The organism is Acinetobacter sp. Brlt_5, from assembly GCF_051949055.1.
GTDB classification, from domain to species: domain Bacteria; phylum Pseudomonadota; class Gammaproteobacteria; order Pseudomonadales; family Moraxellaceae; genus Acinetobacter; species Acinetobacter indicus.
In genome coordinates, this window is sequence record NZ_JAYJLP010000002.1 from 143,758 (window position 1) to 158,915 (window position 15,158).

Consider the following 15,158-nt stretch of genomic DNA (forward strand, 5'->3'; position numbering starts at 1 on the left):
TGGGCTTTTTTATGTCGATGCAAAAATAAAATCACAGGATGTAGACATGCTAAAACTACTTGCATTGGATCGCTTTACCATATTGTTAATTGTGATGGTGATACTGGCCAGTATCGTGCCGGTGTCTGGACAGGTCGCTGAAGTCTTTGGCGTTATTACCACGGCGGCCATTGCGGTGCTGTTTTTTTTACATGGCGCAAAGCTGTCCAGAGAGGCGGTGGTACAAGGTATCATGCACTGGCAACTGCATACGCTGGTGTTTGCATTTACCTTCTTGTTATTTCCAGTGTTGGGTCTCATGGCCAAACCCGTATTACTGCCGTTACTGGGGCAGGAGCTGTACTGGGGCTTTCTGTTTATGTGCTTCTTGCCTTCTACAGTGCAGTCTTCCATAGCCTTTACCTCGGTTGCACGCGGCAATGTCGCTAGTGCAGTCTGCAGTGCGTCTTTTTCCAATATTGCCGGCATGTTCATTACCCCGGTTCTGGTCAGCCTGTTTATTTTTGGCCAGTCGCAGCACGATTATGATCCGACCTCATCCATTATTCAGATTACCTTATTGTTATTGGTGCCTTTTATTCTGGGGCAATTGCTGCGGCCGTGGGTCTATCCATTTTTGGTCAAGTTCCCAAGTCTGGTTAAAGGCTTTGATCAGGGCACCATTTTAATGGTGGTCTATGGCGCCTTTAGTGGCGCCGTGGTGGCCGGACTGTGGAATGAAGTCAGTGGCACAACGTTACTGATTTTAACTGTGGCCTGTTCGGTGTTACTGACCATCATCATGCTGCTGGCGCTGTACATCCCGAAATGGCTGGGCTTTAAACGTGAAGACCAGATTGCGATTTTCTTCTGCGGCTCTAAAAAAACCCTGGCCAGTGGTGTACCGATGGCGCAGATTCTGTTTATTGGCCAGCCTTTGGGCATGATTGTGCTGCCAATCATGATTTTCCATCAAATCCAGCTGATGGTCTGCGGCATTATTGCCAATTACTGGTCGAAGCAGCCTGAAATTGAGGACAAAGAATAATTCGCATATTGGCATAGATTCACGTATAATATGCCCCAACTTGTTGTGCTTAGCTCTGACGGTATCCGTCTCGGTGGGCCAAAAGAATGGTCTGTTGTGGTGTTGGTCTGCGGTTTATCTCTAATAAACAGCTTTTTTCCTCAGTCTTGAGAGTGATCAATTGCGACGACAGCAAAACCTTCTTTAATCTTATGGAGTAATCGACGATGCGCGCCGATATTCACCCAAAATATGAAAAATTAGTTGCTACTTGTTCATGTGGTAACGTGATCGAAACTCGTTCAGCTGTTGGTAAAGACACTCTTTACCTAGACGTATGTTCAGCTTGCCACCCATTCTACACTGGTAAGCAAAAGAACGTTGACACTGGCGGTCGTATCGACAAGTTCAAACAACGTTTTGCTGGTATGTCACGTTCTATCAAACGTGGTTAATACCCAGAATGAAAAAAACGGGCATTTGCCCGTTTTTTTGTGCCTGCGCTTCGGGTGAAAAGTACAAGACCTTATTGGTCTTGTACATCAATGAGATGATCCAGTTTCTTCTGGAAGTAATCACCCTGAATATAACGGGCATCCACATTCCAGGCGTTGGCAAATAGGTTCATATCGTTTAGTTCATGCAGCACCACTTCCACCGGCTTGATTTCGCTAAACTGCTGAATCTGTTCCTGTAGCTCCTGAGTTGCGCTATCTTGCATCAGTTTGCTGGTCAGCGATGGATGCAGGGTCACATATTGCACATCCAGCTGTTTAAGAATGGATTCGCTATACATCGACTGGCCGAATTCACGGATAGAAATTTCCGCGCCATGCTGATGCAGCAAATGCATCTGCTTTTGGGCATCCATCAGGTTCTGGCTCACATCTTCTTCAGAGAATTGCAGAATTAACGGATAAGCCTGCTGACTGCCCACAATGGTAATCAGTTTGGACACAAATTCCGGGAAAGCGCGGTCTTGTAACAGCACATGCTTGTTCAGGTTAACAATCAGCTTGGCTTCCGGATATTGGGTAATGAAGTTATGTAGCTGTTTGCAGGCTTCGACCAGAATCCAGCGATCCAGTTTAATGGCTAATTCAGGGTCTTCTGCTAAGTCAATTAAGCCAGTCAGTGGTTGCCATTCGTTATTGAAAATAAAGCCGCTGGTTACTTCGTAGGTATATAAGTTAGTATCATGCTTGTCGTAAAGTTGTTGATATTTCAGATGAATTTCATTACGATCCAGGCTGTGGCGTAAGGCGCCTAATAGCGATGAAGCAGCGGTTTCGACCACAGGTGCAACCTTTGGCTCGACAATTTCCAGCGACAGATCGGTCATGGATAAATCCAGTCCGAGGCTTTGCTCATCTTTTTGCTGATAAGGCAGTGCGGTTACAAAGGCACGTTCCATCAGCTGTTCAAACTGGGTGCTGTCGGCAATTTCACCTTCTAGTACCGCATAGCCCATACGGAAATTCAGCGGATAACTTTGCCCATTGACGCTCAATAACTGCGGTTTACTCAGTGAGCTGAGACCAATCAGTTTGGAATGCAAAATGGTGGTTGATTCTGCCTGGAACAAGCCAATATAGATCGATGAATTGACCTTGAATAAAGGCACATTGGTCTGTTCTTTCAGGAAGGTTTTAATATTACCGAAATAGTTTTTCAGCGTAACCCAGTCCGATTGCAAGACTTTTTCAGGGCAGGAGGCCAGGGCAAATACCACCAGCGCATTAATTTTGGATGGCTGATTGTTCAGGGTGCGGTTAATCAGCTGATGGGTCGGCTGCTGACCAGCTGTGCTTTCATTGCTGGCCTTGGCTGGTGCTGTAGCAGCTTGCTGAATATCAATGGTCAGCTGCAAGGCATCTTCATCAGTGGCCGGTAAAAATTCCAGCTGTAGCGGATTTTGCGCGGCGACATGACTATTTAAAGAGCTGTAGCTGAAACGGCCTAAATCAAACTGACCTTGCGATACTTTTTTAAAGCGCAGTTTAAAATCGGCTAGATCTTCCGGTTGCAACAGGTCAAGCAAAGGCAGACCAATAATCTCATCTTCATTCTGAAAGCCAAACAGCTGTAAATATTCCTGATTGGCCTGTACATGAATGCCTTCCTGAATAATCGCCACCGCCTTGTTGCTGTCTTCCACCAGAGACTGCGCCTGCGTCTGGGCATTTTCCAGCTCTTCTTTGAGCTGGGCATGGGTTTGCTGCAAACGGCTGAAAGAGAGGGCACGAAGCAGACCTAGATAGAAACTGTCACTATCGTTCAGGTTGACCAGATCATAAATGCCTTTGCGGATGAGGGCGCTATATTGGGTGGCATCATAGTCTTCAGGTTGCAATAACACCAGCGGTAAATTCGGCTGTTTTGAGGCGCGAATCAGGGTCAGGGCCTGATCAATTTTCAAGTCGTAGGCGCGGCCAAAAATCACCACATCCCAGGTTAAATTCAGCTGTTTTTCAAAATTTTGCAGGTCATCGAGCAGGGTGGCCTGCACGGTATGTTCCTGTGCATTCAGCTGTTCGCAAATCTGATTAAAACGGATTTGGTTATCATCGATAATGAGTAAACGTGTTTCGGTACGTTTAAATTTTTTAGATAGTAAAGGATTTCTCACTTCAACGCTTCCCATAAATCTTGATTCTTAACGTCATTCATCTGCTTGTGAATAAAGGCATCGACTGTGGCTTGCTGCTGGTCATTTAACAGTTCAAAGTCAAAACGCATAAAGCTTTGAGTAATGAGTAACGGTTTAATTAAAAAGACTTTAATGTCTTCATCCCCTAAACGCAGCTGTACGGTCTGCTTGTCTCTTAATAATTGAATCCCCGGTAAAATAAGATGAGTGCTGACTTCATTTAGCTGTGAGCTCTGCATGAGCAGGGCAGGATGATAATGCCCGCTATGCCGGTCAGATTTCACATAGACGGCACATGGAATAATGTCCTGCGCCAAAACTTCAAGGCCCAGTTCTAGGGTTTTGTCAGTCGACTGTTTAATCCAGCGAATCACACCGCCACGCCACGGACTTTGCGGATTTTCCTGCACCAGAATAAATTCACCGGTTTTAAGATGTTTCGGCGTTTCACCTTCCCATTTAATCCGGTAACCATTCACACTGATATCCAGCACTTCCGCGCCGTAAATCTGTTTGGCTTCACGGTCCAGACTCTGGATTTTGCTGATGTCGGCAGTGGCATGACTGTGCATCTGGTTGATGAACTGGCTTTCACTCTGGAACTGGTAATTTTCACCCAGTTGCAGGGTTTCCTGAAAATTCTTGCCTTTAGACAAATAGAAGTGCGCCACGCTTAAGCCAAAACAGATTTTGACCCGGGCCGAATATTCATAACGTTCATGGCGACGCTCAGGATTATGAGTGAGCAGGGTATGAATATGAAAATGCAGGGCCGGAGTTAAAAACAGCTTTTCATTGCGGGAGAGATGTTCGGCCTTGCGGCCCTGATTTTCACTAATATGATCCAGCAGTGCCTGCGTCGAAATAAAAATACCCGGCTCAAAATCACCCGATTGATGCGAGTTATAAATTGGCGGATAGTCTTTGTTGGTATCGACAATATAGCGTGACAGGGTGGTTTCTTTGGGCAAAATCTGAATCAGCTTGACCCAGTCAAAACTGCAGAGATACAGCCCCTGAATTTCGGCCGGACGAATCTGATGGGTATTGAAAATATCCAGCAGGATTAATTGCGCATATGCCTGACTGATATTTTGCAGCTGATGCTGGGTGCCTTGCAGATGGTTAATATTGTTCTGATGAAAATTGTGCTGCAGCGCGCAGTTAAACAGTTGATGCGCAGTGAGCCATTGCCCGGAAAATGGCGAGCTATATAGCATCTGTTGCTGATACATCAATAAGGTCAGTTGTTGCAGCGCATAATAGGTGGCCACAGTCCGCGCAGTCTGCAGGTTCTTTTTCAGGTTAAAGGCAAAAATGGAAAACTTCTGCTGGGCCAGCTGGCGGTGACTGCGGCGCGCGATTTCAATATAGACTTTGGCAAAATGACTACGTAACAACAGCGCCAGCTCGATAATGTGCTCATTGCGGTCGCTGCTAATCAGACCCTGGTTAAAAAAGTGTTTTTCCAGGCTGGTCAGGACATTTTCCAGCGTCGGGTGAATGGCCTGAATCAGGTCAAAGCGCAAGGTTTCCTGACATTTGAGTTCAGAAATTTCCAGTAAGGCTTTGAACAAGGCTTTTGACGAGTCCCCAAGCTGTAAAATGGATAAGTCAGCTGCCCACTCCTGAATACTTTTGACAGAATTCTGGCAAAAACTGAGCTGTTCCAATTTCAGCTCAGTGGCAACCTGAAAAATATCTGAATGATTCATAGTCATCGTTGTTATTTAACTCAAATTCAAGCAGTTGAAACCCCAAAAAGCGGTGTTTTATTCTTTTCGCCCGCAATTTCCCTAACGAGTTTAGGAACCAGATAACCCGGCAAGTTCGCTAAAACCTCTTTATAAATAAGATCGATGTCCTGTGGCATCAGATCGAAATGATGTGCACCTTTCACTTTATCTAATACATGCAAGTAATACGGCATCACCCCAGCATCGAACAGGCGATAACTTAAATCGACCAGAACCTGAGCAGAATCATTCACCCCACGAAGTAAAACTGCCTGATTCAGGACGGTAATTTGATGTTTCACCAGTGTATTTAATGTACGGCAAGTGAAGTCATCCAATTCTGATGCATGATTTGAGTGTACCACCAGAATAATCCGTAGCCTACTGTTTTTTAATATGGAAATCAGCGTTTCATCGACACGGTTGGGGATTACAATCGGAACGCGTGAATGAATTCTCAAAAATTTAATCTGCGGCAGCGATTCCAGACGTTCGATCCAGCTCTGTAAACGTCGATTGGTTAACGTTAATGGATCGCCGCCACTTAAAATCACTTCGTTAATGTCGGGCTGAGATTCAATATATTGTTTGATGTTTAGCCAATCTTCATTTTTAGGCAGGTTGTCCTGATAGGGGAAATGGCGGCGGAAACAATAGCGGCAATGTACCGCACAGGCCCCGGTCAGGGTCAGTAAAAAACGCGACTTATATTTGTGCAGGACACCCGGTTGCTGGTTGGCCTGTTCTTCACCTAAGGGATCGGTGACAAATTCAGGATGATCTTCCAGTTCCAGATGATGTGGCAAGACCTGTAACAGCAGCGGATCAAAGGGATCGGCGACTTTCATTTTTCCGACGAATGCACGCGGCACACGTAATTTAAACTGTTCAGATGCCAGAATTGCGCCGGAGAGTAACTGTTCAGGCGACAGTTGCAGAAGACTCAGTAACTCTTGAGGATCGGTAATTAAATCACTGAGCTGTGATTGCCAGTTTTGCTGTTGATACAAATAGTTTGTCATGCCGGAAAAGAATCATGGAAGTGGGAGGGCAAGGCCTAATCGTGCTAGTTTAACAGTTTGCAGGCGCTGGGAATGTGCTTTGTGTGCGAAAAATCAGGACATCCGGGCCAGGCGGAGTCCAGAACGAGCTGCGCTGATTTTAAGCATCTGCCAGTTGGGAATAAAGCCGGTAGATGGATATCTGCTTGTAACTTAGGCAGCAGCGGCCGGTTAAACAATAATTTTTCATTGCGGCAAGGTATATTGGTCATTTAGAATACGTCACATAAAATGAATGTGCATGTGGCAACTAATGTTCGTGTCAGACTTGCTAAATGACATCGCAACAGCCCGTAGCATCGATAGCTTAAAGTTAGTAAGTTTGGAGTGTGCCAGTCATGGCCAATTATTCTACGAATGAATTCAAGTCAGGCCTTAAGGTTATGCTTGATGGTAACCCATGTTCAATCATGGAAAACGAATACGTAAAACCAGGTAAAGGTCAGGCCTTCAACCGTGTGAAATTACGTAACCTTAAAACAGGTAAAGTATTAGAAAAAACTTTCAAATCTGGTGATTCACTAGAAGCTGCTGACATTGTAGAAGTAGAAATGGACTACTTGTACAATGACGGCGAACTGTGGAACTTCATGGATCCTGTAACATTTGAACAGATCGCAGCTGATAAAACAGCTATGGGCGATGCTGCAAAATGGTTAAAAGACGATTCTAATGAAAAATGTACCATTATGTTGTTCAACGGCGTGCCTTTAAACGTTAGCGCTCCGAACTTCGTGGTATTAAAAATTGTTGAAACTGATCCAGGTGTTCGTGGTGATACTTCTGGCGGTGGCGGTAAGCCAGCGAAACTTGAAACAGGTGCTGTGGTACGTGTTCCATTATTCGTTCAGCAAGAAGAAAGCGTTCGTGTAGATACCCGTACTGGTGAATATTTAGAACGTGCATAATGGTGTAAAAATATACTATTATCGAAGGGATGATGATCAATCATCCCTTTTTTTATGCCAAAGTCTTAGAGGCATAGAAAAATAACAGGCGTAAAGTTGCAAAGGAAAACAGCAGTACCTCGAACAACAACAATCAAGCTGATTTAAATGCATCGAAAATATGAGGGATTGAATGGAAACATTACCAACGAAGTCGAGCCTAACTTCGAAAATTATCTGGCTGCTCGTCGCTATTGTGGGTGCAGTGTCTTTCGGGATTCTGGCGCTCAGCCGTGGTGAGCATGTAAACGCAGTCTGGCTGGTCCTTGCCGCCGCCTGTGTCTATAGCATTGCTTACCGCTTCTACAGTTTATTTATTGCCAATAAAGTCTTTGAGCTCAATGCCAGGCGTTTAACTCCCGCGCATCGGCTGGCCGACGGTTTAGATTATGTGCCGACCAATAAAAGTGTCCTGTTCGGCCATCACTTTGCCGCGATTGCCGGTGCCGGACCGCTGGTTGGTCCTATTCTGGCAGCGCAAATGGGTTATTTACCGGGCACCATCTGGCTATTGGTCGGGGTAGTGCTGGCCGGTGCGGTACAGGATTTCCTGGTGCTGTTTATTTCGACCCGTCGTGACGGCCGCTCACTGGGTGAAATGGCCAAGCAGGAACTGGGCAGCTTTGCCGGTATTATCGTGATGCTGGGTGCACTTGGGGTGATGATTATCATCCTGGCGGTACTGGCGCTGGTGGTGGTGAAAGCCCTGACCAACAGTCCGTGGGGTGTATTCAGTATTGCCGCCACCATTCCGATTGCCATTTTTATGGGCATTTACATGCGTTTTATCCGTCCGGGTAAAATTGCAGAAGTGTCGATTATCGGTTTTGTGCTGATGATGCTTGGCATCATCTACGGTGAAAACATTGCGCAGCATCCGTACTGGGGACCGTTCTTTACCTTGTCAGGGACTGAGCTGACCTGGGCATTGATCATTTACGGTTTTATTGCGTCGGTTTTACCGGTGTGGCTGTTATTGGCACCGCGTGATTATCTGTCGACTTTCTTGAAAATTGGTGTCATTGCAGGTCTGGCGATTGGTATTTTATTTGCCATGCCGGAAATGAAACTGCCAGCAGTCACCAAGTTCGTGGATGGGACTGGTCCGGTATTTGCCGGTTCGCTGTTCCCATTCCTGTTTATTACCATTGCCTGTGGTGCGATTTCCGGTTTCCACGCCCTGGTGTCTTCAGGAACCACGCCAAAACTGGTCAACAACGAACGCGATATCCGCATGATTGGTTATGGCGGCATGTTGATGGAATCTTTCGTGGCGATTATGGCGCTGATCTGTGCCGCGGTGCTTGATCCGGGCGTGTATTTCGCGATTAACTCGCCAGCAGCTTTACTGGGTACCTCGGTAGATACGGCAGCCGAAGCGGTGCGTAACCTTGGTTTTGTGGTCACGCCTGAAGCCTTGACCTTGCTGGCTCAGGAAGTCGGTGAAAACTCGATTCTGTCCCGTACCGGTGGTGCGCCAACCTTCGCAATTGGTATGGCCCATATCATCACCGAGGTTTTCAATAGCCGTGAAATGATGGCGTTCTGGTATCACTTCGCCATTCTGTTTGAAGCGCTATTCATTCTGACAGCGGTGGATGCCGGTACCCGTGCCTGCCGTTTTATGGTTCAGGATACCGTAGGTATTGTGATTCCTGCGGTGAAAAAATCACACAACTTCTTTGGTAACTTGCTGGGCACGGCAGTTGCAGTGGCTGGCTGGGGCTTCTTCGTCTATCAGGGTGTGGTCGATCCACTCGGCGGGATTAACAGTTTATGGCCGCTGTTTGGTATTGGTAACCAGATTCTGGCTGCGATGGCGCTCATCCTTGGTACTGTCATCCTGTTCAAGATGAAGAAACAGAAATATGTCTGGGTGACCATCATCCCGACCGTGTTCCTGTTTATTACCTCGATGACTGCTGGCTGGCAGAAGATTTTCCACGAAAATCCGAAGATCGGCTTCCTGGCACAGGCAGAGCGTTTCAATACCGCCATTGCCAATAATGAAATTCTGGCACCAGCCAAAAGTATTGCGGAAATGCAGACTGTGGCAATGTCGAACCAGATTAATGCGGCATTGTGTGGCTTCTTTATGATTGTGGCGTTTGTGATGCTGTTTGCTGCGATTGGGGTGATTCGCCGTGCCTTGGCCAATCCGGAACCAACCGTGCATGAAGCAGAAGCAATTTACCGCGATCCTGAAGATATTCAGCCGGCCAAAGGCCATTAAGGAGCGAGAAGATGAATCTGAAATTTGCTCGAGCGGGTAAAACGGTGATTTATAAAATCATCAAAATGACCGTGATGTCGCAGAAGGATTTAATCCTGAATCCTAAAAACTGGTCGCGGATTGCCACATTGTGGCAGCGCCTGCAGCAAAGTTTCCGGCTGATGGTGGGGGTGCCTGACTATCAGACTTATCTGGAGCATATGCGGCAGCATCATCCGGATCTGGAAGCGATGGATGCCAAAACCTTTTACCGGCACTGTGTCGATTCACGTTATCCATCTTCCGGAAACCTGAAGAAGTGTCCGTGTTAAAAATCTAGAAATCATCTGATTTCTTTAGAAAAAAAACAAAACGGTGTATGTTAGGGCATACACCGTTTTTATTTGGGGAATGAAGGTGATTTGGGGCATGAAACAGGATAAGAAGTCGGAACCAGTACACGATCAGGCGCAGCTCCAGAGCGAGCTGCAGCGCTATGCACCCAAAATCCAGCAGTTCCTTGAACAGGTTAATCAGATTGTTTTAGATAAACAGCAGCAGACCAAACTGGCACTGGTCTGTTTACTGGCCGGCGGCCATGTGCTGTTTGAAGATTTACCCGGTCTGGGCAAAACTACCTTATCCAGCAGTCTGGCGCATTTGGCCGGACTGAAATTTCAGCGGATTCAGTTTACCAATGACATGCTGGCCAGTGATGTAATTGGGGTGAACATGTTTAATCAGAAAGAACATCAGTTTGAGTTTAAGCAAGGCCCGATTTTTACCCAGATTTTATTGGCCGATGAAATTAACCGCTGTAGCCCGAAAACCCAGAGTGCCTTGCTGGAAGCAATGGAAGAGGGCAACGTCACGGTCGATGGCGTGCGTTACGAACTGCCGCAACCATTTTGGGTCATTGCTACCCAGAATCCGCTGTTTCAAAGCGGAACCTATGCATTGCCTGAATCACAACTGGATCGCTTTTTAATGCGTTTATCACTGGGCTATCCATCGCGTTATGCAGAAAAACTATTGCTGCAGCAATCTTCCCGGCAGAGCCTGATTGCCAGTTTGCAGCATGTGTTTAGTGAAGATGAAATCCTGGAATTACAACAGCAGGTGCATCGGCTGTATGTCAGTGACGCCGTACAGGATTATATTCTGGATCTGGCCGAAGCCAGCCGTAAAAACCGGCATGGACTATCGACGCGCGGAGTACTGGCCCTGAAAAAAGCCGCCCAGGCACATGCGTTAATTGAACAGCGCAGTTTTGTCACTCCGGATGATGTACAAGCGGTTTTTGTGGCGGTGGTGGCACATCGTATTGGTTTAAGTGAGGGCGAAACCCAGCAGCTGCTGCAACAGGTGCAGGTCAGCTAAGTATGCTCGGGCAGAATTTTTGGCAGCACTGGCTGGAAAAGCGTTTTCAATTTCAGCAGAAAAAACGCCTCACGCAAAAAGATGTGCTGGTATTTATTTATCAGCAGGGTTATTTATATCTGGTGCTTATCCTGATTACCTTTGTGGCCGGTATTAACTATGCCAATAACCTGATTCTGGGCTTCTGCTTTTTAATTAGCGCGATTTTATGTATCAGTTTTTATTTGACCTTTAAACAGCTGCATGGCTTGCAGCTTGAGGTGGTGGCGCAGCAGGTCGGGCAGGCCGGGGAAAATGTCCAGCTGCACCTGTTTTTTCAGCAGGATACGCCACAGCTGCGTTATCTGTGGATTCAGGTTGATCAGCAATTACATAAACTGGCGCTGAGTGAAGCCAAACAGCAGTATAGCTTAGCTTTTTATACTGCCCAGCGCGGCAAGTTTCATTATCCGGCCATCCAGTTATATTCGGTTTATCCCTTTGGTCTGGTACGTGCCTGGACCTATCTGTATTTCAATGACTTTGCCTGGATTGCACCGAAAGCGGCGCAGCACACCACTGAAAATAAACACAACCGGCACAATGAAGAACCTGATTTAGATGAATTCCGGGAGCTGCGCAGTTATCAGCTCGGAGATTCCTTGCAGGCAGTGTCCTGGAAACAGGTGGCGCGTGGCCAGGGCTTATACGTCAAGGTCTTTGAGCAATATCAGAATCAGCAGCAGCTTGAAATTGACTATGCGCAGATGCCCAGCACATCGCATGAAGAAAAACTCAGCCTAATGATGGGCCTAGTCGAGCAGTGTGAACAGCAGCAATGTGCCTATGCCCTGTATTTGCCGCAGGTAGAATTACCGGCCGCCTGTGGCGAGCAGCAATTGCTGCTCGCCAAACAACTGTTGGCGCAGGCATAAAGATGAATTCCAGTATCCGTATTTCGATTCTCTCAAGCCTGGGCCTGCTGTTACTGGCACAGCTGATCTATCTGCCTGTGCTGCTTAGTATAATTTTTATCATCATCCTGATTAGTCTGTATTTCAGTCTGCAGCCCGGGCGTCAGCCGATTGCCAAATACTGGACCTTTAGCCTGATTGCGCTGGCGCTGCTGAGTATTTATTTACAGTACCGCGCCTTTATTGGGGTAGAGGCCGGCGTGGCGGTGTTATCAACCTTTTTATTTGCCAAGGCCCTCGAAACCCGAACCCGGCGCGATGTGATTATCCTGTTCAATTTCGCGCTATTTGTCAGTGCCAGTTCCTTCCTGTTTAGCCAGTCAATCTGGATGGCCTTTATGGTCATTTTAAGCCTGCTCAGTTGTCTGATCGGGCTGTATCGCCTGCAAACCAGCGAATTTGAATATCAGGCTTCGGCTGTACAGGCCTTAAAACGCGATGCCCGCCATGTGGGGCGTTTTGTGCTGTATGCACTGCCATTTTTTGTCTTGCTGTTTATGTTTTTCCCGCGGCTACCGCCACTGTGGCATATTCCGATTCCGGAAAATAAAGGTATTACCGGAATTAGTGACAGCATGTCGCCGGGCGATATTGCCGAGCTGTCACAATCTAGCGCGCTGGCCTTTCGGATTATTGGCGATGTGCAGCAACTGCCACCACGGCATGAGCTGTATTGGCGGGCGATGGTGCTGGATGAATATGATGGCCAGCGCTGGCGTAGCAGCTTTGTTAACCAGCAGCCGTTAATGCGTAGCGATGTATTGCAGCCGGCGCATGCGCGTAGTTTTGATTATCAATATCTGGCGGCTGACCCAGGTGTGCGCTGGGTGATGGGGCTAGAGAAATCGGTTCCGTTGGAGCGCCGTTATTATAGCCAGCAGGATTGGGGCATTGTACCGCGGCGTTTAACCCAGCGGATCGAGCCGATTCCGTTGCGCTGGATTGGCGATATCCAGACCCAGACCGTGAGTAATGCTCACTTGAATTTACGCATCAATACTCAATTTCCGGTACAGCAGGACTTGCAGGCACAGCAACTGGCCCAGCGTTTATTTTTGCACAGCGGACAAGATCCTGAGCGTTATGTGCAGCAGGTGCTGCGCTGGTATCGGGAAAATGGCTTTGTATATACCTTAACCCCGGGACGATTAGGGCAACATCGTGTTGATGAGTTCCTGTTTCAGTCACGTCAGGGCTTTTGTGAACATTATGCTTCCAGTTTTGTGATGCTGATGCGTTATGTCGGAATTCCGGCGCGGGTGGTCACCGGTTATCAGGGTGGAGAGCTGGCCCCAGATGGTAAAAGTTGGGAAGTACGCCAGTTAGATGCGCATGCCTGGACCGAAGTGCTGTTAAACGGCAAATGGCAGCGTTTTGACCCCACAGCAATGATTAGCCCGCAGCGGGTTGAGCAGGGCATACAAAACCTGATTGCGGAAGATCAGGCGGTATTGGGCGAGCGCGGCAGTGGCTGGACTTATCGGCATTATCATTTAATGAATAAACTGCGTATCTGGAGCGACTATGCCAGCTATCAATGGCAAAGCAAGGTGGTGGGCTATAATGCCGAGTCGCAGCGGGGCTGGCTGGCCAAACTGGGGCTACATTCCAGCTATGCCAATATCCTGATGCTGATACTGACCATTTTAGGTCTGCTGGGGCTATATATGGCCTGGTTGTATTATCAGCATCTTCGCCGGCAGCCAAAACTTGCCCAGCTGTTGCAGACGTTTTCGAAGCCGTTACCGCCTGAATTACAGAAAAAGCCTGCTGAAACGTTTAACATGTGGATGTCTCGTTTGGCGGCTCAGGCTGAGTCACAGCAGCATCATGTGTTTAAGCAGACCGTGCAGTTATATGAGCAGATGCAGTATGCATCTGAGCAGGTTTCTGAGGCAGATTTGAAAAAATTCAAAGCATTGCAGAATTCTTGTGCATCTGCATTGAAAAATCATAGAAAAGGCTTGTCATAAAATTTAAAAGTGAATATGATGCGTCACATATAGGCGTATAGCTCAGTTGGTTAGAGCGCTACGTTGACATCGTAGAGGTCTCCAGTTCGAGTCTGGATATGCCTACCAAATTTTAAAGGCTTATAAGTGAAACACTTATAAGCCTTTTTTTATCTCTGTAATTTCTCCATCCACCAATTTATCAGTAATAGCTCTATATAAGTCAAAGCTGTCCCTCATCAAGACTAACAAGAAGCTTTCTCCCTCTTTTGCAAAAAGACACAGCAGGTCCAGTAAAATTTGCTAGGCTAATATTTTTTATACAAGAATACTGCCCATGAAAAATATTGTTCTTTTTGCTGCGCTTGCAGCCTCGCTTATGGCCTGTAGCACCGTACAGCAACCCCCAGCACAGGTAGGACTTGCCAATCCGGCCAGTCAATATTGTATTGAACAGGGCGGCCGACTGGAAATTAAAGACGAACACAGTGGTCAGGTGGGCTATTGCCATTTGCCAGATGGCAGTATCGTTGAAGAATGGGCGCTGTTCCGTCAGCAGCCAGGCCAGTGTGTGGCAGAAGAAGCCAAAAAGCTGATCGGGCAATCGGGCAGTTTGCCACAGAGCGAAATCAAGCAGCGGACCCAGGCCAAAATTGTTCGCAGCGTCCATCCTGGCCAGCCGGTCACCATGGATTATCGCGCTGACCGAGTCACAGTAACCATTGATCCGAACAGTAATAAAATTGTGCAAGCATCCTGCGGTTAAGGCTAAACAGTCCGCCCAGTGCGGACTTTTTTTATGGGTGTCAGGAAATTGAAATTTCAATAGGTAAGGGTAGGAGTGAGTTAAAGGCCAATTGAATGCTTGAATTGTTAAAATTTGATTAATACACAAACTGAAAGTTGTGACATGGTTCATATATTGTTTATTTTTCTGTTAGTATAAATTAAATTTGTTTAATAATAGTAAAGAACATGAGGCAAATCCTGATCGTGACCTTTATTGTCATGGTTGTCCTGTTAATGGTCTGGGTGTTTCAGCAGGAACAACACCGCAGACAACAAGAAATGCAGAATATTGTGCAGGAGGCACGCGACTCTCTGCATCTGATTGAACAAGATCGGGCTTCACATCGTTCATCGCTGGATGATCACATGCGACAGATCGAACCCTCTATTGAGCGGGCTGGAAGTTTAGGCCAAAAATTCTAATTCAGCATGAAATGCTCTGAATGAAAATTAAAGATAAATTTTAGAAACA

13 protein-coding genes and 1 tRNA gene are annotated in these 15,158 nt (G+C 46.8%); 11 read left to right on the top strand and 3 right to left on the bottom strand.

The genetic code is table 11. The features are described 5' to 3' along the window. Nucleotides 1-46: 46 nt before the first annotated feature. Together VF685_RS02625 and rpmE are read left to right on the top strand one after the other, a co-directional pair. Nucleotides 47-1,027 (top strand): bile acid:sodium symporter family protein, encoded by a 981-nt coding sequence (locus VF685_RS02625; RefSeq protein WP_104488747.1) that lies wholly within the window; start codon nucleotides 47-49, stop codon nucleotides 1,025-1,027. 206 nt (nucleotides 1,028-1,233) lie between these two features. Beyond that, entirely contained in the window at nucleotides 1,234-1,461 is a 228-nt protein-coding gene (rpmE, locus tag VF685_RS02630; RefSeq protein WP_005176824.1) for a 50S ribosomal protein L31, read from the top strand. Nucleotides 1,462-1,532: 71 nt separating this feature from the next. On the opposite strand, the gene VF685_RS02635 is transcribed toward rpmE, so the two are convergent. The 3 genes from VF685_RS02635 to epmB are packed head-to-tail and all read right to left on the bottom strand — an operon-like array spanning nucleotide 1,533 to nucleotide 6,414. Continuing rightward, the gene (locus VF685_RS02635; protein WP_163145936.1) at nucleotides 1,533-3,650 is read right to left on the bottom strand and encodes an EAL domain-containing protein; all 2,118 of its coding nucleotides are present in this window, start codon (nucleotides 3,648-3,650) and stop codon (nucleotides 1,533-1,535) included. Then, nucleotides 3,632-5,377, bottom strand: coding sequence for a GTPase (locus VF685_RS02640; protein WP_286384703.1), 1,746 nt, complete (start codon nucleotides 5,375-5,377; stop codon nucleotides 3,632-3,634). Before VF685_RS02640 ends, VF685_RS02635 begins: the two co-directional genes overlap by 19 nt. 20 nt (nucleotides 5,378-5,397) lie before the next feature. Next, nucleotides 5,398-6,414, bottom strand: coding sequence for an EF-P beta-lysylation protein EpmB (gene epmB, locus VF685_RS02645; protein ID WP_127799261.1), 1,017 nt, complete (start codon nucleotides 6,412-6,414; stop codon nucleotides 5,398-5,400). A 377-nt stretch (nucleotides 6,415-6,791) separates the two neighbouring features. Here epmB and efp point away from each other — a divergent pair, with 377 nt between their 5' ends. The 9 genes from efp to VF685_RS02690 all read left to right on the top strand — a co-directional run bounded on the left by efp (nucleotide 6,792) and on the right by VF685_RS02690 (nucleotide 15,109). Then, nucleotides 6,792-7,361 carry an elongation factor P gene (efp, locus tag VF685_RS02650; RefSeq protein ID WP_005176835.1) on the top strand — a complete coding sequence of 190 codons (570 nt, stop codon included), beginning with the start codon at nucleotides 6,792-6,794 and terminating at the stop codon, nucleotides 7,359-7,361. A 172-nt stretch (nucleotides 7,362-7,533) separates the two neighbouring features. Continuing rightward, on the top strand, nucleotides 7,534-9,633 hold the full coding sequence (locus VF685_RS02655) for a carbon starvation CstA family protein (RefSeq protein ID WP_168381850.1): 2,100 nt from the start codon (nucleotides 7,534-7,536) through the stop codon (nucleotides 9,631-9,633). Between the two features lie 11 nt (nucleotides 9,634-9,644). After that, complete coding sequence (locus tag VF685_RS02660; protein ID WP_005176838.1) at nucleotides 9,645-9,944, top strand: YbdD/YjiX family protein; 300 nt, start codon at nucleotides 9,645-9,647, stop codon at nucleotides 9,942-9,944. Nucleotides 9,945-10,041: 97 nt separating this feature from the next. Then, complete coding sequence (locus VF685_RS02665; protein WP_005176839.1) at nucleotides 10,042-10,992, top strand: AAA family ATPase; 951 nt, start codon at nucleotides 10,042-10,044, stop codon at nucleotides 10,990-10,992. A gap of 2 nt (nucleotides 10,993-10,994) precedes the next feature. Then, nucleotides 10,995-11,906, top strand: coding sequence for a DUF58 domain-containing protein (locus VF685_RS02670; RefSeq protein WP_005176842.1), 912 nt, complete (start codon nucleotides 10,995-10,997; stop codon nucleotides 11,904-11,906). Between the two features lie 2 nt (nucleotides 11,907-11,908). Then, nucleotides 11,909-13,918 (top strand): transglutaminase family protein, encoded by a 2,010-nt coding sequence (locus VF685_RS02675; RefSeq protein WP_286384701.1) that lies wholly within the window; start codon nucleotides 11,909-11,911, stop codon nucleotides 13,916-13,918. Between the two features lie 31 nt (nucleotides 13,919-13,949). After that, nucleotides 13,950-14,026 (top strand) — tRNA-Val (locus VF685_RS02680). A gap of 208 nt (nucleotides 14,027-14,234) precedes the next feature. Continuing rightward, nucleotides 14,235-14,663 (top strand): I78 family peptidase inhibitor, encoded by a 429-nt coding sequence (locus VF685_RS02685; protein ID WP_005176977.1) that lies wholly within the window; start codon nucleotides 14,235-14,237, stop codon nucleotides 14,661-14,663. 209 nt (nucleotides 14,664-14,872) lie between these two features. Next, complete coding sequence (locus VF685_RS02690) at nucleotides 14,873-15,109, top strand: hypothetical protein (protein ID WP_075166657.1); 237 nt, start codon at nucleotides 14,873-14,875, stop codon at nucleotides 15,107-15,109. The last annotated feature ends 49 nt before the right edge of the window (nucleotides 15,110-15,158 follow it).